The organism is Streptomyces sp. NPDC026206, from assembly GCF_040638465.1.
Taxonomy (GTDB): Bacteria; Actinomycetota; Actinomycetes; order Streptomycetales; family Streptomycetaceae; genus Streptomyces.
Genome location: NZ_JBEZYL010000003.1, coordinates 350122 through 376875 on the forward strand (window position 1 = coordinate 350122; position 26754 = coordinate 376875).

Below are 26754 nucleotides of genomic sequence, written 5' to 3' on the forward strand. Positions count from 1 at the left end.
GGATATCCGATCAGTTCAGGGTGACCTGACGACTGGTGAGACCACCGCGGGCGCGGCGCTCCTCCGCCGTCAGCGGGCTGTCGTCCGCGAGCGCGGCGGCGAGCCGCTCGGCGAAGGCCACGGCCGGCTTCTCCACGTCCTCCGCGCGGACGTCGCTCGGCAGGTCCCACACCGGAACGATCAGACCGTGCGCGCGGAACGACCCGACGAGGCGGGTGCCCTCGCCGAGCGAGGTCCCGCCCGTGACGTGCAGCCGCGCGAGAGCGTCCAGAAGCTGCTCCTCCGGGTGGGTCATGACCCAGCGCAGGTGGTTCTTGTCCGGGGTCTCGCACCAATACGCGGCCTCGACGCCCGACAGCCGCACGGTCGGGATCGCGGCGGCGTTCGCCCGCTCCAGCGAGGCGGCGACCTCACCGGTGGCGTTCTCGGCGTTCTCGATCCAGAACTCGAAGCCCGTGTGGACGACCGGCTCGAACGGGCCGGCCGGGTCCAGCAGGTCCTGCAGCCGCGGCCCTTCGGCGCCGATGCGCTCCGCGGTGACCGGGGTGCCGGGCGCGGCGGCCAGGGCTCGCTGCAGGGTGTCGGCGAGGTCGCGGCTGAGGTCGCCGGTCGGGGTGTCGTTCTGCAGGCCCAGCAGCACGGCGCCACTGTCGCGGCGCAGCGCGGGCCAGGCCATCGGCAGGACGGTCGCCAGGGTCACGGAGGGCACGCCTTCGGGCAGCCCGTCCTTGAGCTTGAGCTGCACGGTCGCGGCGGGCACCAGCTCGCGCAGGGCGACCCAGTCGGCCTCGCCGGGCAGCCCCTCGAAGGGGCGCTGCACGAGCTCGGCCACCGCGTGCGAGGCGGCTCGCCCGTGGCAGGCCTTGTAGCGCCTGCCCGAGCCGCAGGGGCAGGGCTCGCGGGCGCCGACGACGGGGATCGGCACGTCGCCGGCCTGCGGCGTGGCGGCCTTGGTCTGGGGGCGGCGCTTCTTGGCCATGGTGTGCGTGTCTCCCGATCGTTGCGCCCGGCGGGCTGCGCCCCACGGCGTTTCTCGTGCGGTCGCTCGTGTGCCGAACGGCATTACTGCGTTGACGGGCGCGAGCCTAGCGCCCGGTGTGTCGGCACAGCCGGGCACGCGCGGGAAGGGGCGCGCAGGGCACGCGGACGGCAGGCGGGCGGCGTAGCCGCAGGAGGGTCCGTACACCTGGGTGGCGGCGGGCGCGGGCCCCGGGTGATTCGTGGCTCGTCACATGAGCGTGGGTGTGGGCGCGGGCACGGACGTGAGCGCGGGTGTGGGCGCGGACGCGAGCATGGACGTGGACGTGGACGTGGACGTGGACGTGGGTGCGGCCGTGTCTGTGGCCGTGGCCGTGCTCGTGGCCGAGGGCATGGCCGCGCTGAATGGCGGGCGCGGGTCCGTCGGTGCGGGGGCGCGCAAGGCGGCATCTCCGGGAGACGCGGAACCTGCGGGATCTACGCGCGTCATCACATCAGCTCGTCGAGGTCGGCGAAGGTCAGGACGGGGTCGGGACCGACGCGCGTAGCGAAACCGGCGCGTACGGAGAGCGCTGCCCATACGGTCACCTCGCCGATGGAGTCGCGTACGCCCCAGTCCTGCGAGAGCGCGCTGATGATGTTCAGTCCCCGGCCGCCGCGCGCGGTGACCGAAGGAGTGGCCGGAAAGGGACGGGTCGGTCCGCCTCCGTCGGTGACCTCGACGGTGAGGCTGCCGCGTTCGTCGACCCGCCAGGCGGCCAGGATGCCGCCGTGCCCCTCGCGGGCTCTCCTGCCGTTCTCCCGGCTCAGCGGGCGACCGTGGCGGTACGCGTTGCTGAGCAGCTCCGAAAGGATCAGTACCGCGTCGTCGATGACCGATTCCGGTACCCCACTGGTGCGCAAGTCCTTGCGCATCCGGTGTCTCGCTTCACCCACACCGGCTGGACCATGGGGTACGGCCATGATCGACGATGTGGGCACCTCCTGTGCCACCACCAACGCCACCCCCGAGACCTCCTTTGCCCCACGTCAGGGGATGGATGCCCCAATGGACTGGACCGGAAACCGGCCAACCTCGACGCTGTGGGGCACTCGCGACGCTCGAATACGCACCGAACGCGCCGGTGCACTCCTTGTAATGGCCGCTAGCGGCGGCCGAGCTGGGTAAGCACTGCCTTGGGGCGGTTTGTGATGATCGCGTCCACGCCGAGGCGGGCACACAGTTCGACGTCCTCGGGCTCGTTCACGGTCCATACGTGCACCTGGTTGCCGGCGTGGTGCAGGCGGGCCACGTAGTCCGGGTTGTTCCTGATGATCCGGATGCTCGGCCCCGCGACGGGCACCCCGACGGGCAGCCGGCCGTCGCGGTAGCGGGGTGAGAGGAACTGCATCAGATAGACGGTCGGCAGGGCGGGCGCGGCCGCCTGTACCCGGTGCAGGGAGCGCGCGGAGAAGCTCATCACCCGTACGGGCGAGGGCTCGCCCGGCGGCGGCTGGGCGAGGCCGAAGCGGTCGAGCAGGGCCAGCAGCTTGTCCTCGACCTGGCCGGCCCAGCGCGTGGGGTGCTTGGTCTCGATGGCCAGCTCGACGCGGCGGCCGGAGTCGGCGACGAGTTCGAGGAGGCGTTCCAGGGTGAGGACGGAGGTGCGGTCGGTGGCCCCGGCGTCGGCCCAGGTGGAACCGGCGGTGGCGGTCCGGTCGAGGTTCCGGTCGGGGGCCTCCGCGTCGGCGGCCTGTCCCATCCAGGACCCGAAGTCGAGGGCCGCGAGGTCGGCCAGTTCGAGGGTGGACACAGCGCCGCGACCGTTGGACGTGCGGTTGACCCGGCGGTCGTGGACGCAGACGAGATGCCCGTCGGCGGTCAGCCGCACATCGCACTCCAGCGCGTCCGCGCCGTCCTCGATCGCCTTCCGGTACGCGGCCAGCGTGTGTTCCGGAGCGTCCTCGGAGGCTCCACGGTGGGCGACGACGTCGAGGGGGTGGCGCTCTGGGCGGATGTCCCTGGCCGGGTGCGCGTTGGTCACCGCGTTATGGTGCCACCGGCCGGCGCGATCGCGCATGGGGTGTGATTTGTCCTGTAGTAAGGACTGGCGGCCGAGGTCACAGGCTCCGCTTACGGTGGTCTGACGTGTCATGGGAAAAGCTGATGCGAGACACATACGAGCGTGGCCGGATATCGCGACAACTGACGTGTACCTGATTGAGGAGACAACTGTGAGCACCGAGAACGAGGGCGCCGCCGTTCCGTCCGCGGCAGGGCCGCGCACGACGTCTCCGGCAACGACGGCGACGTCGGCGACGTCGGCATCCGAATCCGCGCCTGCGCCCGCTCCTGCCTCCGGCGAGGCGGATCGCTCCGTCCCGCCCGTCCCGGCGGGGCCGCCGACCGCGGCGGACGCGGTGGCGTTGACGAAGGCCGACGACGACCGGGCCCAGGACCGTACGGACGACCGTACGGACGACCGGACCGACGACCGGACCGACGACCGGACCGCGCAGCTCCCGTCCGTACCGTCCGCACCTCCCGCGCAGCCGGAGCCCGAGGAGATGACGCAGCAGCCGTCCGCGCTTGCCGACGCGAACGCCCCGGCGACCGCGCCCCCGGCGGATCAGTCCGCGATGACCGCGCACATGGCGCACATCGCGCAGACCGCCCAGACCGCCCAGCTTCCGGCGACGGCAGCCGTCGACCACACCGCGCAGATGCCGCACGCCGCACCCATGCCCGGCGATCACGCCGCTGCCCAGCAGGCCGCTTTCGCGGCCGCCGGGGGCCCGGCCGGTGGTGGCGGTTGGTACGGCGGGGCCGACGCGCCCCCGCCGTACGGGGGCGCCCCCGTGGGGATGTGGGGCGCGCCGCCCCCGCCGCCGCGCAAGCGGGCCGGTGGCCTGGTGGCGGCGGTCCTGGCCGCGGCGCTCGTCGCGGGCGGCGTCGGCGGAGGCGTCGGTTACTGGGTGGCCGACAGAAACGGTAGCGACACCTCCACCACTCTCTCGTCCTCCGGCGACCCGAAGACCGAGAGCCGTTCCCCGGGCTCGGTCGCGGACATCGCGAGCAAGGCGCTGCCGAGCGTCGTGACCATCGAGGCGCGGAGCGGCAACGGCGAGGGCGGCACCGGCACCGGCTTCGTCTACGACACCCAGGGCCACATCCTCACCAACAACCACGTCGTCGCCTCGGCGGCCGAGAGCGGCAAGCTCTCGGTGACCTTCTCGGACGGCAAGCAGTACGACGCGGAGGTCGTCGGCCGCGCGCAGGGTTACGACGTCGCGGTCATCAAGCTCAAGGACCCCTCCGGGGTCAAGCTCAACCCGCTGCCGCTCGGCAACTCCGACAAGGCGGCGGTGGGCGATGCGACCGTCGCGATCGGCGCGCCCTTCGGCCTGTCCGGAACGGTCACCACGGGCATCGTCAGCGCCAAGAAGCGCCCGGTGGCCTCCAGCGACGGCGGTGGCAGCGGCCAGTCCTCCTACATGAGCGCCCTCCAGACGGACGCCTCGATCAACCCGGGCAACTCCGGTGGCCCGCTGCTCAACGCCCAGGGCGCCGTCATCGGCATCAACTCCGCCATCCAGTCCGCGGGCGGTGGCGGCGGCTTCGGCGGCGGCCAGGGCCAGTCGGGCAGCATCGGCCTCGGCTTCGCGATCCCGATCAACCAGGCGAAGAACGTAGCCGAGCAGCTGATCAAGAACCGCACGCCGATCTACCCGGTCATCTCGGCCACGGTGAACATGAAGGAGGGCGGCAGCGGCGCCAAGATCGCCTCCGGCGGCGCCAACGGCTCCCCCGCCGTCACCCCCGGCGGCCCGGCCGACAAGGCCGGCCTCAAGCCGGGCGATGTCATCACCAAGCTGGGCGACACCCAGATCGACAGCGGCCCCACCCTGATCAGCGAGATCTGGACCCACAAGCCGGGCGACAAGGTCGCCCTGACCTACACCCGCGACGGCAAGCAGACCACGGTCGACATCATCCTGGGCGAGCGCAGGGGCGACAGCTGACCCCGCCCCAGGGCTCCGCCTCACACCCCCGTACCCGGTAGTCTGTTCCCGCGTCGCAGCAGCAGTTGCGACGCGGGGAGGCTTGCCCGAGCGGCCTAAGGGAACGGTCTTGAAAACCGTCGTGGCAGCGATGTCACCGAGGGTTCAAATCCCTCAGCCTCCGCCAGTCCTGCATTAGGGCAGGTCACAAGGGGTGTCCCGGGTTGGGGCACCCCTTTCGTATGGGGTCTGTCTCACCTTGGATCACCGGTATCCCGGCGTTGATCAGCGCGTGTGGCCCATCTGTGGCCCGGGCCAGAGCGGCTCAGACCGGGCTTTCGCCGTGACGGAACGTGAAAAGGAGTGCGGTCCGCAACTCTTCGTGAGCTACGGACCGCACTCCTCTTGGGGACGCGAAAGTTATTCGGCTGGCGCTTCGGCGGCCTTCGTCAGGGCTCGCTCGATCTTCTCGTTGGCTTCCTGCTGAAGGCCGTGGAGGACCTTGGCATAGAAGCGGAAGAGGACGGCGACGCTGTGGCCAGCCCGGCGTGCGACCTCGGCCGGGGAGACACCGGACTGCAACCAGAGGGAGACGCCGGCATGACGCAGGCAGTACGGCACTTCGGCCAGGGGCGAGGCTGCTTCGGCTTCCGTCAGCACCGCTTCGCGAGCGGCCTTCCAAACCTCGCCGTACTCCTTCGACAGAAGGTGACCGCCCTGGACGGCATGGAACAGACGTCCGTCTTCCGCCGTGCCGAATTCCGCGATGTGCTCGCGCACCATGCGGACCAGGACGGGCGGGATGGGCACCGGCCGGGTGGTCTTCCTTGCGCGCTTCTTGAGGCCGCGCGTGTCGAAGGACTCGCCAGTGTCGGTCCATCCGGAGCCGACGCGGGGTGTGCTGGTGGACAGCAGTACTTCTCCCCACCCTTCCTCGGGCAGCGTGAAGTCCGATTTCCGAAGGCTGCTCGCTTCGCCGGGACGGTTGGCCGCGTAATAGAGGCAGCCGAAGAACGCCTTCAGGTGTCGGCCGCGCGTTCTCTGGGCCCCCGCAGCTGTGATGAGAGCGTTTGCGAGCTTGGGGCCGGGCACGAACCGAAAGTCGATCTCATCGTCAGTCTCGGGGGGAGTCCAATCCACCTTGTTCAGGGGCAACGTCGTCAGCAACTCGCGTTCCACGGCGTACCGCAGACAGTTGCTGAACACGGTGTGTTTCCGTTTCACGGTGTTCTCGGCGGCGGCTGTGCCATCCTGTCGCACCTTCAGTGCGTCGAGCGCGGTTCGCACCACGGAGGCGGTGTTCAGGTCAGTGATATCTACCGATTTGCGGCGAATCCAGGCCAGCGCTGCGGCGATGTCGGTGGGCGGCTCTTGTACCTCGTAGCGGTGGCGGAGTGTGCCATCGCCGCCCAGTACAAGGCGAAACGACCACGAGTAGAGGGCACTTCGGAGGGTGGTCCGCGAGGGGGCGCCATGGTTGTCCCTCACCAAGTGAGGTGTCACCGTTGCCAGGGCGTCAGCAATGCTCGCGCGGTGCTTGGCCGAGGCATTGGGCCACTTCATCGCCGCGTAGTCCTGCGTATGGTCGAACCACGTAGGAGTGGGGGATGCATTGAGCGCTTGCAGCTCCGACTCAGGAAGTCCGGTTTCCGCATCGAACGGTTCGCGGGCGCGCAGGGCCGCGAGCAGTTCGGACCGACGGCCGTCGGCTTGGGCGCTGAGCTTGAAGCTCTTGCCGAAAGTGTTGGGCCCCACGCGCCAGCGCACCTGGTACGGCTTGGCTCGGTCGGGACGCTTCCGAATGCTCCAGACGTCAACGTCGTAGGTCAGCACGAGGCCACCTCGCAGTTGTTGAACCAGGCGTCGAGGTCTGCGCGGCGAATTCGGATCTGGCCATTGGGGAGCTTGAGGCACCTGGGCGCCTTGCCGCGTGCCCGCATGCGGTAGAAGGCGGCTCGGGACATCCGTATCTCGGTCAGCACCTCAGGCAGGGTGAGGGTGTCATGTCGGGTGCGGCTCACTGCCAGGGCTCCCCTTCGGTCTTGACGCGGTGATTTTGAATGCGGGCTTCGGCAATGTCGTGGCGCACTTGGGCGGCGATGGATTCCTCGCCGGGGCGGTAGCCGGAGGTGAGGTAGGCCCAGTGGGAGACGACGAGGGTCGTGTTCTCTTCCGGGGCCGGGAGGCCGGCACGGGCGCGGGCCTGCTCAACACGCCAGGTGCGGCGTACGTCGCGGAGAGCGCCGAGGGTGGTGGAGTAGCGGCGGGATTTGGTGGAGAAGTGGCCCCGGAATCCGAGCATGTGGGCCCATTTCCAGAGCTTGAGTTCGGCGAACTCCGGCAGGTGGCCGAGGGCCCAGGCGGTGCGGATCATCTGCCGGACGTGCCGGGCCACCTTGAGGTCCGCGATGGGTTCGGACTGGCCGGTGCCGTCGCAGTCGCCGCACAGGTCGCGGAAGCTGTCCGGGCCGCGTACGTAGCCGCGTCCGCCGCAGGGGCGGCAGATCAAGGAGCGGTCCACGGTGCCGGTGCCTTCGGCGCTCTTGGTGGCGTATTTGGCGACGTAGGCGGCAACCTTCTGGTCAGTGAGTTCGCCGTCGCCGAGGGCGGCGATCTCGCGGACGTCGATGCGGTCGCCCCAGGTGAGTTCACGTTCGCCGGTCGCGTTGGAGGCCACCGTGAGCCGTGCCCGCTGGGCCGCTTCGTGAATGGCGTGGGTGAGGGCGCCAGTAGTGGCCCAGGCCGGGGGCGGGGTGGCGTGTCCTTCGGGGCCGTCGAAGCGGATGACGGCGTGGAAGTGGACCAGGCCGCGCTTTTGGTACTCGGCGACCTTGGCGAAGGAGACGCGCAAGGCGGCTTTGAGGGCCTTCTGCGTCATGCCGAGGTGGGCGGCGAGTTCGCGGCGGAGGTAGATGGTGAAGCGCTGCCAGAGGGCTCCGGCGTGGGCGTTCCAGAGCACGGCGCCGGTGTAGTCGTAGGCCTTCGGGTCCAGGGGCGTCCCCAACGCCGCGTCATTGTCAGCGTGTTGGGTGCCACAGCGGCATTTCAGGACCTTGCCCGCTGGGGTAGTGCGGCGGTTGTGCACGGGGCCGAAGGAGGGTGCGGTGAGGGTGGCGAAGACGCGGGGGTGGGTGCGGACGGTTTCCGGGACGTTCTTGCCGCCGGAGAGTCCGGCCTTGATCAGGTGGTAGGTGTCGGCGGCGTAGACGCGGGAGCAGGACGGGCAGCGCGAGGAGCGGCGGTTGCCGCAGGTGGTCAGGAGGCGGCCCGTGGGTTCGTCAGCGGTGGAGTAGGCGCGCAGCACCGTGTTCGTGGCAGCGTCGAGGGTGGCCGTGTGGCCGATGAGGTTGACCGGGCGGGAGCAGCCGCGCACGTTGCGGATCTGCTCGACCACGCGGTCGAAGTCTTCGAGGTTGGCCAGCTCCACCAGGTCCCGCAGAGCGGGGCTCACCACGTGGCGCAGGTCGAGCATGCGCGTCATGGAGGGTGTCCTTTCTGCTGAGGGGTGGGGCCCGGGCAGCACCGCGAGAGGGGTGGGGTGCTGCCCGGGCGCATGGCAGACCGAGCCCAGTCGTGGACAGGGCGGGGAAGGTGCCGGAGGACCGGCGGGGATCAGGCCGTGATGGCCGTGTGGAGGGCGGTGGCCATGGGGAGGCCGACGCCGAGTCGCCGTTTGAGCTGGGCGACAGTGATGGGTTCGCCGTGTTCGGTGCGGTGGGCGTCGGCGATCGAGCGTGCTTCGTTCAGCAGCGGCTCAGGCACCTTCACGGCCGGGGCGGGGTTCACCACGGATTCCGGTGCGGCCGGAGGAGCAGGCGCCGGCATGGGAACCAGGGGCGGAGCGGGCGCCGGGGTCAGGACCGGGGCGGGCGCCGTTACGGGCGCGGGTGCCTGTTCCGCTTCGATGGCGGGCGGAGCGGCCGGGGCGGTGTCGCCGTCCAGGGTCGGTTCGGGTTCGTCATCGGGGCCCGGCGCGGGCTCGTCGGCGGGGACCGGGCCGGAGGCGTCGGCCTGGGCGCTACCCGGGGCGGGCATGTCGGCGGCAACCGCGTGGAAGGCGCGGAGGAGCTGGGGGCCGACCGCTCCCCAGCCGAGGAGGAGCAGGGGGGCCACGGCGTCCACGGCGGCGCGGCCGTAGTGTCCGGCGGCGATGGGTTCGGCGATGTTGAGGGCCAGGGTCAGCAGGCCGGAGATGTGCATCAGGCGGGTTGCGGACTTCATCTGTGCGGCGGGGACGCCGCGCAGGGAGAGGTAGCGCAGGGCGACCAGGAGCCCGACCACCGACAGGTCCACCATGGGGGCGATCAACGGGGCGATGGGGGCGGGGACGCCGAGGCGGAGCGCGAGGGCCCAGACGTTGCCGAAGGAGAAGACGAACGCCAGGGCGGCAATGATGCCCATGACCACAGTCACGGTCCGCTGAGTGATCCGCTCCTCAGACATAAGAGTTCACCTCCTCTCGGTTCCATGTGATGCGGGGAGTGTTCAGCCCCTGGGGGCCCGCCAGTTGGTGCCGCAGTCGCGGCATTCGTAGCCGGTGGGGGTCTTGCCGCCGTCGTAGCTGTACTCGGTGGTGTCGCTGCTTCCGCAGTCTGAGCAGGTCATGAGTTCTCCAAGTGTCCGGACTGCTCGGGTCGTTGGGTCATGCGGCGAGGGGTTCGCCGTCCTCGTCGTGATCGGTCTTGTCGAGGGACACCCCGAGAGGGAGCTGTGCGGCGAGCAGTTCGGCGGGGTCGGCGGTCAGGTGGGCGGTCTCGGCCGCGATGCGGGCAGCGTCAGCCTCGGCGACGTACGGCGTGCGCAGGCGGGTGAAACCCGTCTTCCCGCTGAGCTTCATCACGGCGACGCCGACATAGGCCGGGTCCTGCAACTGGACGGGGTTGGCGTCCGGCCAGTCGCGGATGTCCTCACCGAGGGCAGCAACGGCCGCATCAGCGGTCTTCTGCGCGAAGGACAACCCGACCGGGCACACGTCCCGGATGAACGTGGGGATCGCATCCCCCGTGCTCTTCTGCGTGGCGAGGAAGACCAGGATGCCGACGCTGCGGCCCTTCTTCACCAGGTCCTCCACCAGGCGGGCGTTCTCCGCCGCCAGGGCAGCGAGCCGCTTGCTTTCCTTGTCCGAGCCCTTGTGATCGCGGAAGTAGGTGTGCGCCTCATCGATGATCAGCACGACCCACGGCCAGGACCGGGACGGCCCGCCGTGCCACATGTCCCGTCGCCCCAGAACCGACTTGATGGAGGACGAGCGAGCACGGCGCAGATCGACGATGCGGCGGAACAGCTTGTTCGCCTCGTCCAGATCGTCACCCACGGCGGCGAAGGCCCGGGCGAGCAAGTCGGCGTAGTCACCCTCGGCCGGGTTGGAAACCTTGCCGTCCGCGAAAGCGAACTGCACCGCAGGCGAGGGCGCGCAGTCGCAGATGAAGCCGTTGATGTTCGAGGTCTTGCCGAAGCCGGGAAGGCCGGCCACGGTCACGCCGGGCACCTCCGCCAGGTCCACGCTCACCGGCTGGGCGTACTCGTCCAACCCCAGGTTCCACCGGGCCAGTTCCTCGGGCGCCTTCCCAGTGGGAACGCGCGCGGTCCGCGTCAGCAGCGGGTCCACGCGCACACCACGGATGACGACGTGGCCGGGCTTTTCCTGGGTCACGGACACCCGGGTACAGCCCCAGGCGTCGGCCAGATACGGGGCAGCCTTCTGGAACTCCTCCAGACCGACCTTCGGCAGGCAGTTCGCCCGCCCGACGACCCCGTACCGGTCCGGCTTTACCTTCAGCTTCGGGGCGAGGACCCGGGGCTTGGGGGTCTTACTGGCGTCCGTGGTCGCCAACTGCTGTGTCAGGGTGGGCATCTTGTCCGTGACCGACAGGCCGCACAACTGGGCCAGACGCTTCCAGCCCCGGCGGATACGGACCGCCTGCCGGATACTGACGCGGGTCTCGGCGTCGGCCCGCACGTAGCGGACGATCCAGATTACGGCCCACAGGGCTATCAGGGCCAGGGCGGCCCCGGCCGCAGCCGGGGCGTAGCCCATCAGTTCAATCGGGGTCAACGGTGTCCTTCACATCGTCGCGGTAGAGAAAGCGGATCAAGGCCGCTTCCAGGGCCGCCCAGTCGTAGACGTTCTCGACGGGCGGGAAGCCGTGACCGGCCAGAACGCCGGTCACCGACTTGATCAAGCTCTCCGAGAACCGGTCATCCGATCCCCGGTGAGCCACCGGGTAGACCCGGCAGTGACGGCAGAGCGAGGGAGCGAGGCAGAAGCGGGGTTCCTCGCCGCTCACGCCGCCAGGTCTCCCGGCTCGTCGGCGACCGGCGCGGCGGAGGCGAGCAGTTCGAGGGCAGCGGCGCGGTAGGCAATGCCGTCCTGAAGCTGACCGTTGAAGACCCGCGCCCACGGAGTGGCGAACAGGTCCACCGGCCGGACGAACGAGCCAACGTTCAGGCCGTTGGGCAGACCGTCCTTCGGGACGGTGATCTTCATCGCCTCCGCCCGCTCGTCCTCCATCACGAAGAGGGTCACGGTGTAGAGCGGCTGACCGGTCTCCCGGTCGGTGGCCAGGGTCGTCTTCTCCTGGTCTGTGTACTTCGGGACCGGCAGCGAGCCGATCATGCGCCGGGTGGAGGGCAGGTCGCCAACGCGGATGCGCGCCATGGGGGAACTCCTTCTCGGATCGAGGCCGCTCGGTGCGGCGTGATCACCACAGTGCACTACGCTCACCACCTCCGTCAAGCGCGCTAGCTCACTATGTCCATAGCGCGGCGTTCGGGCATGGCTAGGTTCTGAGCAGTGCAAGCGGTTTAGTGCGATGGGTGCGCCAGGCGGGCTACCCTCGGTGCATGAGCTTGCCGAGGGATTCCCACACTCCGCCGTACCGGCTGGTCGCCGACGAGATCCGCAAGCAGATCCGTTCCGGGCGCATCAAGCCGGGCGAGCGCGTCCCGTCCTCGCGCGACCTCGAAGCCGAATACGAGATCGCGAACATGACCGCGCGCTCTGCCCTGCGCCTCCTGCGCGACGAGGGGCTGATCTACTCCACACCCGGGCGGGGCAACTTCGTCTGCGATCCCCTACCGCCCGAGCCCAGCACAACGGCCGGCACGAGCAAGCAGGAGCCCGCAGAGCACATGCCCACGCCCGAATACGTGGAGCTGTCCCAACGCCTTGACGCCGTAAACGCCAGGCTGGACAACCTCTTGGACGTCTTCCAGCAGCTTGCCGGGATCACCGAGAAGCCGAAGAAGAAGTAGCCGCCCCCCTCTCGCATATGCGGCGCGCCAGCTCCTCCAACTGGCCCAGCTTCTTGTCAATCTCGGCCATCCGCGCCGTGATCTCCGCCGCCTCGTTCGCGTGCATGCCCGCCCCGTTCATGTCGTGCCGTTCTGTCGCGCCGTACTCACCCCAGCCCCGGTAGGGCCGATCACGGGGTTGCCCGCGATGGGCCCATTGCAGCCGGGGAAGCGGACACCCCACCGGGCAAGCCGTCAGCGCACTTCCGCCGCCCCTTCCGGACGAGGTCGCCCGCCCCGCCCAGTCGGCCGTTACGCCACCGCTCACGTCTCACACCTCCTCACTCATTCCGTCCCGGACCGTGCTTCCAGGGTCCGGAGAAACACCGGTTTCCCTAACCGGCGCTTGCGTGCTAAGCAGGACCACCCCCGCCATCAGTGGGCATTCGAGGGGATCACCTATAGAGGTGTGACCGAGCGTCCCCGTATGACCTAACATCGACGTGATGTCCGTCACTTGACCGCCTTCCTTTCATCCAGCGCCGGGCCCTCCGACGCGAGCGACAGGTGATCACCGAAAGCGGACACCCCCGCTGCGGCTAGCGCACTCCCGCCGTCGATTGCTCTAGGTGTCGAAAACCGCCGCTTCATGACACTTAGTGACACACATCACCCCTGTGGATAAAAGTTGTCCGCAGCCAACTGTCATCGGGCAGCACGAACCAGGGCCCAATCCCCCAGCGACCTGGGGAAACCCCGACCCACGTACCCTCATGCCGGAGTCGTGCGGACAACTCGAACCTGATGAACAGAAGCCTGCCGGAGGGGCCCTGTGGACAGATTTACGCGATCCCGGGAACGAACCAGCGCAAACTAGGCAAGCACGGGCAAGTAGGGGAGCAAAGCACCTTAAAACGGAAGCAAGTTCGGAGAAAGATTCGGCCGAAGCGGCCAAGAAAGAGAAGCAGCAGGGCTGTTACGAGTTTCTTTACTGGATCAAGGGCGGCCCGCTCGCGCGGCCCGCCGCGCGCTGGCAGCCCGTGGCCGCCGCCGCTCCTTGTCTAGCGCCACCGCTCCGGCGGCCCCCGTCCGCTCAGCGCGCAGTGACCAACCGAGCGCGACGACCAGGTCCAGGAAGTACCTCGGAGGGCCCAGCGGGGGCACCACCAGGCCGACAGCGCCGAAGCCCACCATCCAGCCGCCGCATCCGACGCAGGCACCCCCGTAGCCAGATCCCGCCGCATTCGCGCCGCCCCTCTCCGATGGCACCAGCCCAAGGGACGGGCCGGGCAAGCACGCAGCGCAACGGCCGGCAGAGGCACCGGACGTGACGGGAATGGATAGCGTGGCTGGTGCCGGTGGGTGGTTGCTGGAGCCACACGTGGCGGGCGATCGTCACAGTGCGGGCGCGTCGCGGCTGACTTTCTGTGGCCCCGTTGTCGGGGGCTTCGCTGGCCGACGAAGTGAGCCATGGGCACCGCCGGCGCGTCCCCGCAGCGGATTTGGAGGAGTGTGGGGAGGCTCCCTTGGGTGCCGCGTGATCACGGCACCCGATTGCCCCAGCTGTGTGGCCGCCTCCCTGGCTTGCGGTAAGGCTAGGGCTGGTACCGCAAGGAGGAGCATGCCGTATGGACGATGAAGTGCTCAGGTCTGTGTACGAGACTGAACGGCATGACGAACAAAACACGGCAGGCCTAATCATCGCGGTTACCACAGGAACGCTAGCCTATTTTGCGGCAGCCGCCGCTTACTTGGCTGATCAGCAAAGGCAGTCAAAAATTCAGCCAGAATTTTTGCTGGCCGCTCCCTTCCCGTTGTTGATCCTCACTGGTTATGTGACGTTTCAGTATGCCGCGTCTCGTGTTAGGCAGAGCTACCTGATGCATCTTGAGGCGCAACTGTCAGCTAAGTCGTGGAACTGGCATGCGAATTTTCCGGGGTTTATGACACTGCATCAAGGGCTATTCTCGGGCTGGACAACGAATCTGTGGCCATTTGCGGCGTTGACCATTCTCACGTTTGTGTCCCATGTGGTGATCGTCATTGGGTTTACAGCATATGCTTGTTACATTGCTTACAGGTCGCAGGCGGAAGCAATTATTTTTTGGGCCGTCTCTTCCCTCTATGGCCTCTTGATTTCTGTAAACATCCTTGCCGTCTTTGAGATGATCAGATTCTCTATCAATCCAAGAGGCGCTCACTTGAAGACGCTTAGAAGCGTTGCATGCAAGACTGCTGCATCAGAGCGAGTGCGGTGGCAGGACAGCCGTTACTGAAAAGAATCCTGTCTAGCTGCTACGGCAGATCAGCAGGCCGCCGAGGCATGTGATCTCGAACCGGCCCCGCTTTTCGATCTGTTGGGAGACGATTTGCCCTGCGCGCTGGATCGTTTCTTCGAAGGGCACTTCGTGCTGGTCGGCCCATGCCCGGTATGACGCCATGTGCGCGATGACTGGCGCGGGATCGGTCACGGCGATGGTTCCGGGCAGTTCGATTACGTGCACCGTGCCGAAGGCGGTGCCGAGCAATGAGGGGGCCTTTTCGAGTGAGAACCGGGCGCTGAGCGAGATGCGTGACGGTCCTCGGTCACGGCCGAGGACGTCTCCGGATGCGCGCTGCCACAGGTCGTCGAGCTCCGCCTTGTCGTGGTCACTGTTGGTCGATGCGACGACGGTTCCGCCCTCGATCAGGACCCGGCCGAATTCGCTGATCGTCCCGGGGATGTCTTCCACGTGGTAGAGCATGTGCAGGGCCAGTACGGCGTTCGCGCTGGCGTCGCGCAGGGGCAGCCGCGCGGCATCGGCCACGGCCACAGGCCCGGGCACTTCGCCCAGGATTCCGGCCGAGATGTCGAGGCCGAGCAGTCGGAGATCGGGCCGGTCTTGCCGGAGGCGGTTGATGAACTTGCCGTTCCCGCATCCCACGTCCACGACCGTCCCGCGGATTTCCCGCAGGTGCTCCGTTACGAGGTCCGGCAGGTCGTAGCGCGGTGACTGCCACTGGTACAGGGACTGCCGGGCCGACAGGTCCCGCCCGCTCTTGTAGGCACTGCCGGACAGGAGCGAGCGGTCGGTGACGGCGGCGTCGTGCCGTGCGGGCGTGTCGGTCACGTCATCGGCTCCGGAGGGTCGTTGGCGGGCAATGCGGTGGATGCGGCCGTGCTCTTGATGCGTTCGCGTAGATGTGCGACGCGTAGCGAACCACGGTACTGGGCTGCCCCGAGATCGTTGCCGAGACCGCTCAGTCGACGACGGATGCTCGCCGAGAGGAGTGCGGGCGGGCTGTCGAGTACGAAGATCAGCCTGGACTCGGCCGCGTCGATGTCTCCAGCAAACATGTAGCCACGGGCAAGGTCCAGGTGAGCGGCGAGCAGGTCTCCGGTCGAACGATCGTCGGCGTCTGCACCGCGGTAGAGGTCGACAGCGGCAGCGGCGCAGTCGATCGCCTGGCGTACGTTGCTGCTGTCGCCTAGCGAGAGGTGCGTGGTTCCGGCGTAGGTCAGCTGTTTGGCGCGTGGGAAGCTGAAGATGCCAGGCATCTCGTCACCGTCCCGCAGGATGTCCCGTGCGTGCTCGGCTCGACGTAATGCGGCCGTTGCTCCGTCGCGGTCTCCGGCCGTGCTGAGGGCCCTGGCTTCCAGGCTGGCTAGTCGGACTCCGGCGGTCCCGGCCGCCGGGACGGCTTGGCCGGCGCGGGCGAAGTCAACGGCGGTCCTTGGGTCACCGTCCCAAAAGCTGATCAGTGATTGCACCGCCCGTACCCATGCGCGGAGCCCATGGTGGTCCGCCTCTTCGGCACAGGCCCAGGCCGTACGAGCGTGGGTCATGGCGGACGCGTAGTCCCCCAGGTCGAGGCACACATGGGCTGACAGCCCACACAGACGCCCCGCTGTCACGAAGAGGTCAGAAGTCTGCCGTGGCCGCTGCCGTCCCCTCAGCAGGTCGAACGTCTCGTCTCTCAGGCCACGGATTCCGGCGTACAGCTCAGAGACCGGATGGCTGACGTACTGGCGGGCCAGGGAGAAGACCTCGGCGTCGAGCTGCTCGACCGCGCAGGCGTCGGTGTTCCGGGAGGCGATGAAGCGCGAAAACCTCGCTGAGGCGAAGGCGTCAGCCGCCAGCACGCGGCGTGAGGGCGCGGCAAGAAGGTATTCCCGGGGCGTCGGCAAGTTGAGACTTCGGCCCTGCGCCTTGCGTCTCTTCGTGATGCCCGCCGCGCGGTCGAGCGTCGGCGGATCGACCCCGAAGACGGCTGCAAGGAAGTTGCGTGTCCGGGAAGTCGGCACACGGGATTCGCGCTCGTACCGGCCGATCTCCTTGCCGGTCATGGCCGAGCGGCCTTCGGCCTTGTTGTACTCGTCGGCGACGCGCTGCTGTGACCACCCGAGGCCATCGCGTAACTGAGCGAGCAGTGCCCCGATGCCCGTCTCGGTCATCCGTTGCCCTCCCCGGCAATCCGCTGCTGGCCCCCATACTGGCCCCCCAACTGGCCCCCGCCCAGGCTCCCGACTCAAACGGGTGATGGGGGTTGGCTGGAGTCATGCCGCCAGGAAGAACGGTCAGGGACCGTAGAACGCGCTACTTCGCCTTGATGCGGGCCGATCGCATCCGGGAAGGCGACGCTGTGTTCGACGAGGGCGTGTTCCGCACCGTGAGCACGCCACCTGTGGGAGAACAGTCACCCGGTGGTGGTCAGGTCATCAGTATCGCGCTGGAGAACCGCGAGACGCCCCTTTGCACCCGGCCGCCCGCTCGTTTCGTGGTTCGTCGCCTCGTCGTTCTGTCGGCCATGCGGGAGGAGGGCACACGATGAATGGCACACTCACGAAGCAGCCGAGCCGGGCAACCGGCGTCACGCCTGGCCTTCTGTGCTCGGTGGTGGTGTCCACGTGGGCCGAAGTCACCGCTGCCGGGCCCGTCGCCTTCCTGCTGATCGGACACCCGCCTGCGCGTCGCCAAGGGGAGACAGCCGAGAGCATCGAACAGCAGATGCTCGGCCTGTCCGCCGCGCTGGACCTCACGGAACCGTCCGAAACCCTGCGCCACGTGGGGAACCGCGTGATACTGCTGGGCACCTCAGGTGCTCTGCTCACCATCGCGGGCGCCCCGTACTCGTTGCGTCTGCCGCCGGTCGGCGCTGAATGGTCGCGCATGGTCAGTGAGGGCGCCCCGGTGTGCATCCTGCTGGGACTCGATCCCATTCCGCCGCACACCGACGAGAAGGCCACGCAGGAATATCTCGGCCGCGGGTTGCTGTCCGGCCGTGTCCGTATGGGAGCGACCGCCGTCATGGACCCTCGTGAGTCGGTGGGAACGGCACCATGACCAGGCCCCCGCCACCTGGACACCCGGTCACCGCGTCTGTGCTCATTACGGACCCCCAAGGCCGACTACTGGTCGTCCGTCCCGCGAAGCCGGATGCTCCATGGGCACTGCCCGGTGGGGCCGTCGAACTCGGGGAATCTCCGCTCGACGCGGCCCGGCGGGAAGTCCGCGAAGAGCTTGGTCTGATCCTCGACGTGCAGACGCACGACCTGTTCGCCGTTGAGTGGCTGCAAGCCACCAGGCCCGACCGGCGCGACCGCCTCGCCTTCATCTTCGCGGGCCCGCAGCTGATTCCCGCTGACCACGACCGCATCACCTTGCAGTACGAGGAGATCGACGCGTGGCGTTGGGAGCCGCCGACCAGCGCCCTGCAAATCCTGCATCCGCGAATCGCCGCACGCATCGTGGGGCCGCTCCAGTACCCACGCCCGACTACCTACCTTGAGACCAGGACCCAGGAGAGGACACTATGACCGACTTTCCCGACCGTCCCCTGCGTATTGGCACCCGCAGTTCTCCCATGGCGCTCGCCCAGGTCGAGCAGGTCTCTGCTCTTCTCCGCAAGCATGAGCCCGACGTGAACATCGAAGTCGTGCCCGTCACCACCGAGGCGGACAAGTGGCAGGGAGACTTGGCCCAGCTTGGGGGCAAGGGCCTGTACGTCAAGGAAATCGATCAGCTGCTGCAACGCGGTGCGGTCGATATGGCGGTGCACTGCGTCAAAGACGTACCGGGTGACCGGCCGCTGCCGCAGGGGCTGATCTTCGCCGCATACCTACCCCGTGACGACGTGCGTGACGTCCTGCTCTTCCCGGAAGGCTCCGAGCGGCAGACTCTTGACGATCTGCCGCCGGGCGCAGCCATCGGTTCCTCGGCCGTCCGCCGCAAAGCCCAGATCAACCGCGTGCGTCCCGACCTCAGCGTCGTGCGGGTCCGTGGGGCCGTCGGCTCCCGCGTCGAGAAGCTTGACGGGACCAGGAAGATCGATACCAAGCTCGACGCCATGGTGCTCGCCACTTCCGGGCTCGAACGTCTCGGCCTGGCCCATCGCGGTCGCCAGGTGTTCACGGTGGGCGAGATGCTGCCCGCCGTCGGCGCCGGCACGCTCGGCCTGGAGTGTCGCCAGGACGACGGAGCCGTTGCCGGTCTGCTGTCCCAGCTCAACGACGAGCGGACCATGTCCGAGATCACGGCGGAGCGGGTCATGCTGCACGGCCTGCGCGGGCACTGCAACAGCCCCATCGCCGGGCACTGCGTATCGGAGCCCGATGGGCAGCTTTCGTTGCGCGGTATGGTCTTCTCGCGGGACGGTTCCAAGTTCGTCCACGCCCACTACTGGGGCGAGAGCAGCAACGACCCCGCGACTCTCGGTACCCGCGTCTGTGCCGAGCTGCTGCGGCAGGGGGCGCGCGACATCATCGAGGGCATCCCGCACTGACCCCCTTGCAGGAATCTGTGGCCCATGTGTGGCCCGCCGTCCCGTCCGGGGCCTACGCTAGAGACCGTTTATGCAGGTCAGAGGGCTAGCAGACCCCGAACCCACAGCCCTCTTGAAAACCGTCGTGGCAGCGATGTCACCGAGGGTTCAAATCCCTCAGCCTCCGCCAGTCCTGCGTCGACGCAGGTGAGAAGGGGTGCCCCTGGTTGGGGGCGCCCCTTTCCTGTGGGGGCCTGTCTCACCTTGATCCTCCCCTGTCACGCCGTTGACCAGGGTGCGTGGGCCAGGCGTGGGCCAGATTGGGCCCTGACTCTGGGGGCCCGCCTCCAAAGTGATCTTGCCCGGAGCGGGCAGGACGTGAGCCGTATCGCCGTTTCACAGAAGGCGGCGACCTTGGTGGTGTTGCATGGCGATGCCCGGCGGTGCTGGAGCGCGTTGAAGCGCTGCACGTGAGTGTTGCGCCGACGGCGGACCTGTGGTTGAAGCCTGAGCCGAGCCGTCCCGCAGCTTCCGTGCCGGAGATGGCAGCGGATCGGCCAGCCCGGTTCGGGGAGCTACGCGTGAACCGGAACGAGCGCCGTGAGAGGCGAGGTCCGACGATCACTGCCTGAAGATCAAGTTCGCGGCCGGACTCTTCGTTCCCGGCGTCTACAGCAACGGCTGCAACTGACAAGTCCCGGTGCCGCCATGCCACCATGGCGGAGGGCGGTAACGAAAGGGACATCCTGTGAACTGGTGGCTGTGGACATCCGTTGCAGCGTTCTGCATGGCGACCCTGGGCACGGAGGTGTACCTCACCCGTCGCGGCGTGCGTAGCCGATCCGCGCGACTTGGAGCGTACTCGGATACACCCGCGCTCTTCGCCGGCGTCTTGACGGTAGTACTCGTTCAGTTGGCCGCCAGCCGTTCGGCATCCACGGCGGTCTGGGCATGGACCTCAGCCGTATTCTGGGGACTGAGTGCTGCCGAGATCGTGCACCTGGTGCGGCTCGGTCGACGACCGGCAACGCATTCGTCCGACCAGTGACGGAAGTCGCGTAGTTGACACTGGCCAGGGGCCTGATCCTTGAGGATCAGGCCCCTGGCTCACTTGCGTGGGCACTAGCCGTCCGTGCCTTCGGCATGGCTCATCAAGGCGCCCCTTTCGCGCTCATCCTGTGTCACCACAAGCCCTGGACATCCCGGCGTTTGACCAGCGTTTGCGGCCAACCTGTCGCCTGGTCCGTCAACACCACCTCACGCTGTCGCAGCGGGTTCCAGCAGTGCTCGGATGCCTCGCGCTATCTCCTCCACCTCGCGCATCTCACCCGTCGTCACGGCAAGCACCAGGAGTTCCGCGGCGTCGATGTCCGGGCGCAGGTGGACGCCGTGCATCGCGAGAAAGGTGACGCACGAGAGCCAGGCGGTGCGCTTGTTGCCGTCGATCAGCGGGTGATTGATCGCCACAGCCTGGAGCAGTGCGGCTCCTTTGCCGATCAGGTCCGGGTACACCTCGTGCCCGTACATCTCGGCGGACGGCCGGTACACGGCGGACTCCAGTTGTCCCGCGTCGCGGAGGGTGACGGGCGTGTCGTCGGCGCAGGCGTAACCGGCGACGGTCAGGGCGTCCTCGGAGGTCAGGTAGTCGGGGGTCACTTGAGCCGGTCCATGAGCTCGCGCCACTTGGCCGCCTGCTCCCGGGCCGTCTGCCCCACCACCATGCGGTGGGCCGTGCCCAGGTACTCGTCGACAGCGCGCAGAACGATGTCGTGCACGCCGGCTCCTTCCCGCTCCGCGCAGCGGTGGAGCGCGGCCATCTGATCGTCGCGGAAGCTCAGGTACATGCCCATGCCGGAACCGTACGGAGGTGCGTGCTGCTCCGGTACTGGATATTCCGGGCGAGACATGGCGGAGCGTGAGGCGCCATAACAGCCGCAAGCTCTTCGAGGTTGCCTGAGTCAGGGCGCCGAGAGGTGCGGCGGCGTGGATGAAGCTGTCCCTTATCCGTGCTCGCGCCCCGTCCGCTCCCGTGACGCCATTGCCGGGGCGTCGAGCGCGGAGCCCGGTTCCTGTTGGCCGCGCCGCAACGGCACGTCTGATTGTGCGGACCGGGTCAGACGATCGGTGGGCGGCCCAGTGTGGTCATTTGCCATACCGTGGCCCATCTGATCGGGCGACGGCGGCCGCACGGCGTTCGGACGCCCTCCAGGAAGCCGCCCGCCCATGCCATGAGCCCGGCGGGGGAGCGGGTGCGGGCGAGCGTCAGCAGGGTCCACACGCCGAGGTAGACGGGTGCCAGGACGGCGGGCAGGTGGCGCTTGGCCAGCCAGACGCGGTTGCGGGCGACCATGCGGTGGTAGACCGCGTGGCGGGTGGGCAGGGTGCGGGGGTGCTGGAGGACGAGCGCGGGTTCGTAGAGGACCTTCCATCCGGCGTCCAGGGCACGCCATGCGAGGTCGGTTTCCTCGTGGGCGTAGAAGAACTCCTCCGGCCAGCCGCCGATCTGCCTCAGCATCGGCATCGACAACGCGTGCCCGCCGCCGAGGAACGAGGTCACCAGGCCCCGGCGCATCGGGTCGGAGGCCCGCAGACGTGGTACGTGCCGACGTTGGGTGTGCCCGGTCTCGTCGGCGATACGGAAGCTGACGACGCCCAGTTGGGCGTCCTGCTCGTACAGCGTCTGAATGCGGGCGAAGACATCCGGGCTGATCAGGCACCCGTCGTCGTCCAGGTCCACGACGACATCCACGCCCCCGGCCTCTTGCAGGGCTCGGAGGGCCACGTTCCGTCCGCCGGAGATGCCCACGTTCTCGGGTAGTTCGATGCCGGCCACGCCGTCCGGGAGCGGTGGCAGGGGAGATCCGTTGCCGACCACCACTACGCGCGTGGGGGCGGCGTCCTGCTTGGCGACCGATTCCAACAGCGTTTGCAGCTCTTGCGGCCGATTGCCCATCGTCAAGATGGCGACGCCTACGCGTGGGTGACGCACGGGTGAACGCTCCCTCCTCCGCCGGATGGTTCCGCGATGTTAGCGGCTCACAGACCCGCAGCCGGGCGTGCGTCGAGGAGTAGTGGGGGTCCCAATCGGTGGCAGTTGTCCGTCGTCGCCCGTTCGGGTGAATCAGGAGCAAGTGCCTATATTGCGGTACAGGAGGGCAATGCTCTCTTTGGAGGACATCTCGCTGGCCACCCCTGGAGGTGAGCCTTGTCCGTCACCAACGCCAACGCCGTCACCAACGCCAACGCCGTCGCCAACGCCGACGCCGTCACTGCGGAGCTCGGTCCAGATGTGGCCAGGCTTCTCGATCGTCACCTACGCACAGCCTCCGAGTGGTTTCCTCACCAGTACGTGCCCTGGGGGCGGGGGCAGGACTTCGACGGACCGCTGGGTGGCGAGGCCTGGGCGTGCTCGCAGAGCGAGCTCCCCGCGGCGGTACGAGGAGCCCTCCTCGTCAATCTCCTCACTGAGGACAATCTGCCCAGCTACCACCACGAGCTCCTCACCACCTACGGAAGAGAAGAGGCGTGGCGTGTCTGGATCCACCGCTGGACCGCCGAGGAGGACCGGCACGCGACCGTACTGCGTGCCTATCTGCACACGACGCGCGGGGTGGACCCGGTGGCCCTGGAGCGCGCCCGCATCGCACACCTGAGCACAGGGTTCGCTGTGGGATACGCCGATGAACCGCTCGCGGCGCTCGCCTACGTCCTGCTGCAGGAGCGTGCCACCCGGCTGACGCATCGCAATACGGGCCGGGCGAGCGCTGATCCCGTGTGTGAACAGATGCTGAGGCGGATCGCCGTTGACGAGAACCTGCACATGCTGTTCTACCGTGACTTGGCCACGGCCGCACTGAGCGCCTTCCCCGACGAGATGATGCGTGGTCTCGCCCGGGCCGTCACCGAATTCCGCATGCCGGGACACGCCCTCCGGGGGTTCAACGGTGTGGCCGTGAAGATGGCCTTCGCCGGGATCTACGATCTGTGTCTGCACCGCGACCAGGTTGTCATGCCCATCCTGCGCCATCTGGGGGTCTTCGACCGCACCGGCCTGGGACCGGTGGGGGAAGCAGCCCGGGAGCGTCTGGCCCGCGATGTGGAGGAGCTGTCGCAGAAGGCCGATGCGTTCGCCGAGCGCCGCGCCGCACTGCTCGAATCCAGTGGCCGTCGTTTGCTCGTCGACGGTGTCACGCACAGCACGGTGCTCAGTCCCGAGTGAGGTGGTACGGGTGCAGCCGGTGAGACCAGCGTGCTGCGAGAGGCGAGGGCCGGTCCGGCCGTCGGCGCGGCTCTACCGCAAGCCATGGCACCCAGGGCACCCATGGCACCCAGGGCACCCATGGCACCCATGGCACCCAGGGCTCTCAGGGCACGGGACGATCTTGTCCAGGCAGTGCGTGTCGCTCGAGTTCCTGGCGCTGTTCAGGGGTGAGCAGGCGCGGTTTTCCCTTGCGGGGTCCCAGCAGACGGACAGCACACGGGCCCTGGCGTAGATACGTTCCCGGTCCGCGACCTCGGCGAGGACCTCCACGGCGGCTGGGCGGATGCGCAGCACGGACAGGTGGACTTCCACTGGCTCGGCCCGCCAGCGCAACGGGTGGAGGTAGTCGATGCGCTGGCGAACCGTCAGGTAGACATGGGTGCCGGCTCCTACGGGCTCGTCGGTGTCCGGGCCGAGGGCCGCCAAGCGGCGGCACCACGCGCCCCTCGCTTCCTCGACGTAGCCGGCCAGCTCGGCGTCGCCCACCATGCCAAAGGCGTTGAGATCCGCCCAGCGTACGAAGCACCTGTGTACGAAGCACCTCTGCACGAAAGCGCCCATCGTTCGCCTCCTCCGGCCTGCCGCGGACGCGCCACCCCTCACCCTGTTCCCCCAGCACTACCCGTGCCGGCTCCGGCTGATCCGCTGATCGCGGCGCCCGGGTCCCGCCATGCCGGCCCGAGCCCTTGGACAAGCGGGTGGTGGCGCCATGCGTGAGTTCGTGCCGGACCGGGCCCAGGCGGTGGTGGAGGAAGTGGCGGCCTTCTTCTGCACCGGCAGTGCCGAATTCCGCGCCAACCCCTGCCGTTTCGCCGCCCAATTACTGGACGCAGGGCCGGTCCACCGGCTTCCGGGGGGAACGGTTGTCGTCCTGGGGCACCGGGAAGCCGATCGGGTGCTGCGCGACCCGCGGTTCGGCCACGGTGCCGCGAAACTCTACGAGACCACGTTGCTGGGACTGCGGGCTCGTTCGTTCATGCAACTGGACGCCCCGGTTCATGCCTGGATGCGCGGCCGGGTCTCCCCCTACTTCGCCGCCCATCGGGTCAGCGCCCTTCGTGAGGTGGTCGGGCAGCACGCCCGGGCGCTCGTCGACGAGTGCGCCGGCCGGGAGGCCGAATTCGTCACGGACTTCGCCGAACCCCTGGCCATGTCGGTGATCGCCGATCTGCTGGGTGTCCCCCCGCAGGACCGTGAGCGCTTCCATCACGACTCCCGTCTCGTGGTGCGCGGGCTGGACGATGCGGCGCACAGCACGCCCGCCCCCGACGTCGCACGGGCACGCTACCGGTTCGTCCGCTACTTCCACCGCCTGGCGGAGCTGCGCGGACGGGAGCCCGGTGACGACGTGGTGAGCGCCATGCGGCAGCCGTACCGGGAGCACGGTGGTGCAAGTACCGCAGAGTTGGTGACCACGTGCGGTCTGTTGCTGAGTGCCGGCTTCGAGACCACGGTGGACCTTCTCGGGAGTGCGGTGCTCCAGCTCGCGCGGCTCCCGGAAGAGGCCGGATGGAGGCTCGCGGAACGGCCCGGGACCCTGGCCGCCGTGGTGGAGGAGACACTGCGTCTGCACCCACCGGTGCAACTCACCTTCCGCGGCGCACTGACGGACGCGGAGATCGACGGGATACCCGTCCGCGCAGGCACGCTCGTGGGCGTCATCCTCGCGGCGGCCAACCGCGACCCCGCCGTCCACGACGATCCCCACGCCTTCCGCCCCGAACGCCATCTCATGCCACCACGGCGGGAACGAGGCCGTCCGTCCGTCCGGCACCTGGCCTTCGGCGCGGGCCCGCACTTCTGCCTGGGGGCGGCGCTCGGACGCCTGGAGGCGCGCACCGCACTCGCTGCCCTCGCGCCCCGCCGTCCACGGCTGACCAATGCGCCTTGGGCATACAAGGACACCCTGACGGTCAGGGGACTGGACAGGTTGCCCGTCCACTGGCGGACCGCGCACGCTCCTACACTCCCCGGAGCTCAGACATGACACTGCCACTTTTCCCCTACGTGCTCGAGGAGCTGGTGAGCGCCTTCTCGGTCGACCGCCCAGCTGTCACCCCCGACGCGACCCTGGAGGAGCTGGGACTCGACTCCCTGGCCCTGATGGAATTGACCGTCCGGTTCGAGGACCTGACCGGCGTGGAGCTCCCGGAGGACACCGATACGGAGCTGGGGGCGCGGTCGACGGTCGAGGAGATCTGCACGGCGCTGGAGAAGGCCCTGCCGAGCGGCTTCGTTCTTCCCGGCAAGGAGACGCGGTGATCACCGGCCCGGTGGCCGTCACGGGGCTCGGCCTGATCACCCCTGCGGGCGTCGGCAGGGAGGCTACCTGGGACGTCCTGTGCCGGGGCGCGTCGACCGCCCGCTTCGACCCGGTCCTGGAGGGGCTGCCGGTCGACTTCTCCTGCTGGGTACCGGACTTCGCCACCGACGACGGCACCTCCCCCGCGGAACGCAATCAGTGGCGCACCAGCCGCTTCACCCGGCTGGCGGTGGCCTCGGCGCGGATGGCCGTCGAGGACGCGGGGCTGTCGCCCGCCGACTGGGACGGCAGCCGTGTCGGTGTCGTGATCGGAGTGGGCGCCTCCAGCATGGAGCACTGGATGGAGGCATACGGCAAGCTCGCCGAGGGCAGGCCACGGGCGGTCTCCCCGCTGGTCCTGCCGCGGTCCATTCCCAACATGGCGGCGGGCGAGATCGCCATCGACCTCGGAGCCCGGGGCCCCAACATGGTCGTCTCCACGGCGTGCGCGTCCGGCGCCACCGCACTCGGCGTCGCCAAGGACCTGCTGAACGCAGGACGATGCGACATCGTGCTGGCCGGAGGCTCCGAGTCGCCCAGGGCGGCGATGATGACCGCCGTGTGCTTCTTCCAGATGTCCACGCTCTCCCGGCGCCGGGACGATCCCGCCCGCGCCTCCCGGCCCTTCGACGCGGACCGCGACGGCTTCGTGCTGGGGGAGGGCGCTGCCGTGCTCGTCCTTGAGAGGCCGGACCACGCCGAGGCACGCGGCGTCAGGCCGCTGGCCGCCCTCGCCGGCTTCGGCGCTTCGGCCGACGCCCACCACCCCACGTCACCGGCGCCGGACGGGGCAGGGGTGCTGCTGGCCGCGCGGGCCGCCCTGGACGACGCGGGGCTGGGCGTCACGGACGTCGACCATGTCAACGCACACGGCTCCTCCACCCGTTTCAACGACCTCGCCGAGGCCCGGGCGCTGCGGAGCCTCTTCCCCGACCCTCCTCCCGTCACCGCCAACAAGGGCTCCCTCGGTCATGCCATCGGCGGTGCCGGGGCGATCGAGGCAGCCTGCAGTGTCCTGACCCTGACCGAACAACTGATTCCGCCCACGGCCAACCTGTGCCGGCTCGATCCCCGCATCGACCTCGATGTCGTGGCCGGAGCCCCCCGAAAGCACGGCATGGACGTCGTCCTGAGCAATTCCTTCGGCTTCGGCGGCCAGAACGCGTGCCTGGTCTTCACGAGAGCGTGAGGTGAGAGCCCGGCCGCCAAGAGCCGGGCACGCCGTGTCGACCGGCTGTACACCGCGACCATGGCATGC

The 26754-nt window shown here is 68.6% G+C and carries 25 protein-coding genes, 1 tRNA gene and 1 pseudogene; 11 read left to right on the forward strand and 16 right to left on the reverse strand.

Annotated features, from left to right (window positions below):
• Positions 1–10: 10 nt before the first annotated feature.
• From AB0F13_RS07950 to AB0F13_RS07960, 3 genes and pseudogenes are all read right to left on the reverse strand, one after another.
• Entirely contained in the window at positions 11–979 is a 969-nt protein-coding gene (locus tag AB0F13_RS07950) for a DUF5926 family protein (RefSeq protein WP_362076916.1), read from the reverse strand.
• Between the two features lie 488 nt (positions 980–1467).
• Positions 1468–2070, reverse strand: a pseudogene (locus tag AB0F13_RS07955) (ATP-binding protein).
• A gap of 53 nt (positions 2071–2123) precedes the next feature.
• Positions 2124–3002 carry a glycerophosphodiester phosphodiesterase gene (locus tag AB0F13_RS07960; protein ID WP_362076919.1) on the reverse strand — a complete coding sequence of 293 codons (879 nt, stop codon included), beginning with the start codon at positions 3000–3002 and terminating at the stop codon, positions 2124–2126.
• 190 nt (positions 3003–3192) lie between these two features.
• Between AB0F13_RS07960 and AB0F13_RS07965 the strand changes: the two genes are divergently transcribed.
• Both AB0F13_RS07965 and AB0F13_RS07970 read left to right on the forward strand, forming a co-directional pair.
• Positions 3193–4980 carry a trypsin-like peptidase domain-containing protein gene (locus tag AB0F13_RS07965; RefSeq protein WP_362076922.1) on the forward strand — a complete coding sequence of 596 codons (1788 nt, stop codon included), beginning with the start codon at positions 3193–3195 and terminating at the stop codon, positions 4978–4980.
• Between the two features lie 76 nt (positions 4981–5056).
• Positions 5057–5146: transfer RNA gene (locus AB0F13_RS07970), tRNA-Ser, on the forward strand.
• A 233-nt stretch (positions 5147–5379) separates the two neighbouring features.
• On the opposite strand, the gene AB0F13_RS07975 is transcribed toward AB0F13_RS07970, so the two are convergent.
• From AB0F13_RS07975 to AB0F13_RS08005, 7 genes are all read right to left on the reverse strand, one after another.
• Entirely contained in the window at positions 5380–6792 is a 1413-nt protein-coding gene (locus AB0F13_RS07975) for a site-specific integrase (protein ID WP_362076925.1), read from the reverse strand.
• Complete coding sequence (locus tag AB0F13_RS07980) at positions 6786–6980, reverse strand: helix-turn-helix domain-containing protein (RefSeq protein WP_362076928.1); 195 nt, start codon at positions 6978–6980, stop codon at positions 6786–6788. Before AB0F13_RS07980 ends, AB0F13_RS07975 begins: the two co-directional genes overlap by 7 nt.
• Positions 6977–8440 (reverse strand): replication initiator, encoded by a 1464-nt coding sequence (locus AB0F13_RS07985; RefSeq protein WP_362076931.1) that lies wholly within the window; start codon positions 8438–8440, stop codon positions 6977–6979. Before AB0F13_RS07985 ends, AB0F13_RS07980 begins: the two co-directional genes overlap by 4 nt.
• Positions 8441–8571: 131 nt before the next feature.
• On the reverse strand, positions 8572–9402 hold the full coding sequence (locus tag AB0F13_RS07990) for a DUF2637 domain-containing protein (RefSeq protein WP_362076934.1): 831 nt from the start codon (positions 9400–9402) through the stop codon (positions 8572–8574).
• A gap of 199 nt (positions 9403–9601) precedes the next feature.
• Positions 9602–11014, reverse strand: a complete 1413-nt coding sequence (locus AB0F13_RS07995; RefSeq protein ID WP_362076937.1) for a cell division protein FtsK — start codon at positions 11012–11014, stop codon at positions 9602–9604.
• On the reverse strand, positions 11001–11246 hold the full coding sequence (locus AB0F13_RS08000) for a hypothetical protein (RefSeq protein WP_362076940.1): 246 nt from the start codon (positions 11244–11246) through the stop codon (positions 11001–11003). The genes AB0F13_RS07995 and AB0F13_RS08000 overlap by 14 nt, the downstream gene beginning before the upstream one ends.
• Positions 11243–11617, reverse strand: coding sequence for a hypothetical protein (locus AB0F13_RS08005; RefSeq protein WP_362076943.1), 375 nt, complete (start codon positions 11615–11617; stop codon positions 11243–11245). The genes AB0F13_RS08000 and AB0F13_RS08005 overlap by 4 nt, the downstream gene beginning before the upstream one ends.
• 185 nt (positions 11618–11802) lie before the next feature.
• On the opposite strand from AB0F13_RS08005, the gene AB0F13_RS08010 reads away from it, so the two are divergent.
• Positions 11803–12213, forward strand: a complete 411-nt coding sequence (locus AB0F13_RS08010) for a winged helix-turn-helix domain-containing protein (RefSeq protein WP_362076946.1) — start codon at positions 11803–11805, stop codon at positions 12211–12213.
• Between the two features lie 1607 nt (positions 12214–13820).
• Positions 13821–14468, forward strand: a complete 648-nt coding sequence (locus tag AB0F13_RS08015; protein WP_362076949.1) for a hypothetical protein — start codon at positions 13821–13823, stop codon at positions 14466–14468.
• 12 nt (positions 14469–14480) lie between these two features.
• Here AB0F13_RS08015 and AB0F13_RS08020 read toward each other — a convergent pair whose 3' ends face one another.
• The gene (locus tag AB0F13_RS08020) at positions 14481–15302 is read right to left on the reverse strand and encodes a methyltransferase domain-containing protein (RefSeq protein ID WP_362076952.1); all 822 of its coding nucleotides are present in this window, start codon (positions 15300–15302) and stop codon (positions 14481–14483) included.
• Positions 15299–16627 (reverse strand): XRE family transcriptional regulator, encoded by a 1329-nt coding sequence (locus AB0F13_RS08025; protein ID WP_362076955.1) that lies wholly within the window; start codon positions 16625–16627, stop codon positions 15299–15301. Before AB0F13_RS08025 ends, AB0F13_RS08020 begins: the two co-directional genes overlap by 4 nt.
• 373 nt (positions 16628–17000) lie before the next feature.
• Between AB0F13_RS08025 and AB0F13_RS08030 the strand changes: the two genes are divergently transcribed.
• From AB0F13_RS08030 to hemC, 3 genes are read left to right on the forward strand one after another with little or no spacing between them, the layout of a single operon-like run.
• Positions 17001–17516, forward strand: a complete 516-nt coding sequence (locus AB0F13_RS08030; RefSeq protein WP_362076958.1) for a hypothetical protein — start codon at positions 17001–17003, stop codon at positions 17514–17516.
• Positions 17513–17989, forward strand: coding sequence for an NUDIX hydrolase (locus AB0F13_RS08035; RefSeq protein WP_362076961.1), 477 nt, complete (start codon positions 17513–17515; stop codon positions 17987–17989). Before AB0F13_RS08030 ends, AB0F13_RS08035 begins: the two co-directional genes overlap by 4 nt.
• On the forward strand, positions 17986–18954 hold the full coding sequence (gene hemC, locus AB0F13_RS08040) for a hydroxymethylbilane synthase (RefSeq protein WP_362076964.1): 969 nt from the start codon (positions 17986–17988) through the stop codon (positions 18952–18954). Before AB0F13_RS08035 ends, hemC begins: the two co-directional genes overlap by 4 nt.
• Positions 18955–20190: 1236 nt before the next feature.
• Here the strand turns inward: hemC and AB0F13_RS08045 are convergent.
• The 3 genes from AB0F13_RS08045 to AB0F13_RS08055 form a co-directional block, all read right to left on the reverse strand.
• A complete protein-coding gene (locus AB0F13_RS08045; protein ID WP_362076967.1) occupies positions 20191–20589 on the reverse strand; it encodes a type II toxin-antitoxin system death-on-curing family toxin in 399 nt (132 codons plus the stop codon).
• The gene (locus AB0F13_RS08050; protein ID WP_362076970.1) at positions 20586–20783 is read right to left on the reverse strand and encodes a CopG family transcriptional regulator; all 198 of its coding nucleotides are present in this window, start codon (positions 20781–20783) and stop codon (positions 20586–20588) included. The genes AB0F13_RS08045 and AB0F13_RS08050 overlap by 4 nt, the downstream gene beginning before the upstream one ends.
• A 263-nt stretch (positions 20784–21046) precedes the next feature.
• Complete coding sequence (locus AB0F13_RS08055; RefSeq protein ID WP_362076973.1) at positions 21047–21922, reverse strand: glycosyltransferase; 876 nt, start codon at positions 21920–21922, stop codon at positions 21047–21049.
• Positions 21923–22138: 216 nt separating this feature from the next.
• Here AB0F13_RS08055 and AB0F13_RS08060 point away from each other — a divergent pair, with 216 nt between their 5' ends.
• The gene (locus AB0F13_RS08060; protein ID WP_362076976.1) at positions 22139–23152 is read left to right on the forward strand and encodes an acyl-ACP desaturase; all 1014 of its coding nucleotides are present in this window, start codon (positions 22139–22141) and stop codon (positions 23150–23152) included.
• Between the two features lie 72 nt (positions 23153–23224).
• Here AB0F13_RS08060 and AB0F13_RS08065 read toward each other — a convergent pair whose 3' ends face one another.
• Positions 23225–23755 carry a thioesterase family protein gene (locus tag AB0F13_RS08065; protein ID WP_362076978.1) on the reverse strand — a complete coding sequence of 177 codons (531 nt, stop codon included), beginning with the start codon at positions 23753–23755 and terminating at the stop codon, positions 23225–23227.
• A gap of 148 nt (positions 23756–23903) precedes the next feature.
• On the opposite strand from AB0F13_RS08065, the gene AB0F13_RS08070 reads away from it, so the two are divergent.
• Genes AB0F13_RS08070 through AB0F13_RS08080 form a run of 3 tightly spaced genes read left to right on the forward strand, consistent with a single transcriptional unit; the run spans position 23904 to position 26685 of the window.
• Positions 23904–25181: a cytochrome P450 gene (locus tag AB0F13_RS08070; protein ID WP_362076981.1), complete on the forward strand. Its 1278-nt coding sequence runs from the start codon at positions 23904–23906 to the stop codon at positions 25179–25181.
• Positions 25178–25456, forward strand: a complete 279-nt coding sequence (locus tag AB0F13_RS08075; protein ID WP_362076984.1) for an acyl carrier protein — start codon at positions 25178–25180, stop codon at positions 25454–25456. The genes AB0F13_RS08070 and AB0F13_RS08075 overlap by 4 nt, the downstream gene beginning before the upstream one ends.
• Complete coding sequence (locus AB0F13_RS08080; protein WP_362077215.1) at positions 25456–26685, forward strand: beta-ketoacyl-[acyl-carrier-protein] synthase family protein; 1230 nt, start codon at positions 25456–25458, stop codon at positions 26683–26685. The genes AB0F13_RS08075 and AB0F13_RS08080 overlap by 1 nt, the downstream gene beginning before the upstream one ends.
• Positions 26686–26754 lie beyond the last annotated feature (69 nt).

Bases quoted from the DNA above. Each gene is read 5' to 3' on its own strand.
- AB0F13_RS07990 (WP_362076934.1), bottom strand. From the start codon at position 9,402: ATGTCTGAGGAGCGGATCACTCAGCGGACCGTGACTGTGGTCATGGGC.
- AB0F13_RS07950 (WP_362076916.1), bottom strand. From the start codon at position 979: ATGGCCAAGAAGCGCCGCCCCCAGACCAAGGCCGCCACGCCGCAGGCC.
- hemC (WP_362076964.1), top strand. From the start codon at position 17,986: ATGACCGACTTTCCCGACCGTCCCCTGCGTATTGGCACCCGCAGTTCT.
- AB0F13_RS08015 (WP_362076949.1), top strand. From the start codon at position 13,821: ATGGACGATGAAGTGCTCAGGTCTGTGTACGAGACTGAACGGCATGAC.
- AB0F13_RS08065 (WP_362076978.1), bottom strand. From the start codon at position 23,755: ATGGGCGCTTTCGTGCAGAGGTGCTTCGTACACAGGTGCTTCGTACGC.
- AB0F13_RS08075 (WP_362076984.1), top strand. From the start codon at position 25,178: ATGACACTGCCACTTTTCCCCTACGTGCTCGAGGAGCTGGTGAGCGCC.
- AB0F13_RS08050 (WP_362076970.1), bottom strand. From the start codon at position 20,783: ATGGGCATGTACCTGAGCTTCCGCGACGATCAGATGGCCGCGCTCCAC.
- AB0F13_RS08025 (WP_362076955.1), bottom strand. From the start codon at position 16,627: ATGACCGAGACGGGCATCGGGGCACTGCTCGCTCAGTTACGCGATGGC.
- AB0F13_RS08035 (WP_362076961.1), top strand. From the start codon at position 17,513: ATGACCAGGCCCCCGCCACCTGGACACCCGGTCACCGCGTCTGTGCTC.
- AB0F13_RS08010 (WP_362076946.1), top strand. From the start codon at position 11,803: ATGAGCTTGCCGAGGGATTCCCACACTCCGCCGTACCGGCTGGTCGCC.
- AB0F13_RS08005 (WP_362076943.1), bottom strand. From the start codon at position 11,617: ATGGCGCGCATCCGCGTTGGCGACCTGCCCTCCACCCGGCGCATGATC.
- AB0F13_RS07985 (WP_362076931.1), bottom strand. From the start codon at position 8,440: ATGACGCGCATGCTCGACCTGCGCCACGTGGTGAGCCCCGCTCTGCGG.
- AB0F13_RS08070 (WP_362076981.1), top strand. From the start codon at position 23,904: ATGCGTGAGTTCGTGCCGGACCGGGCCCAGGCGGTGGTGGAGGAAGTG.
- AB0F13_RS08030 (WP_362076958.1), top strand. From the start codon at position 17,001: ATGAATGGCACACTCACGAAGCAGCCGAGCCGGGCAACCGGCGTCACG.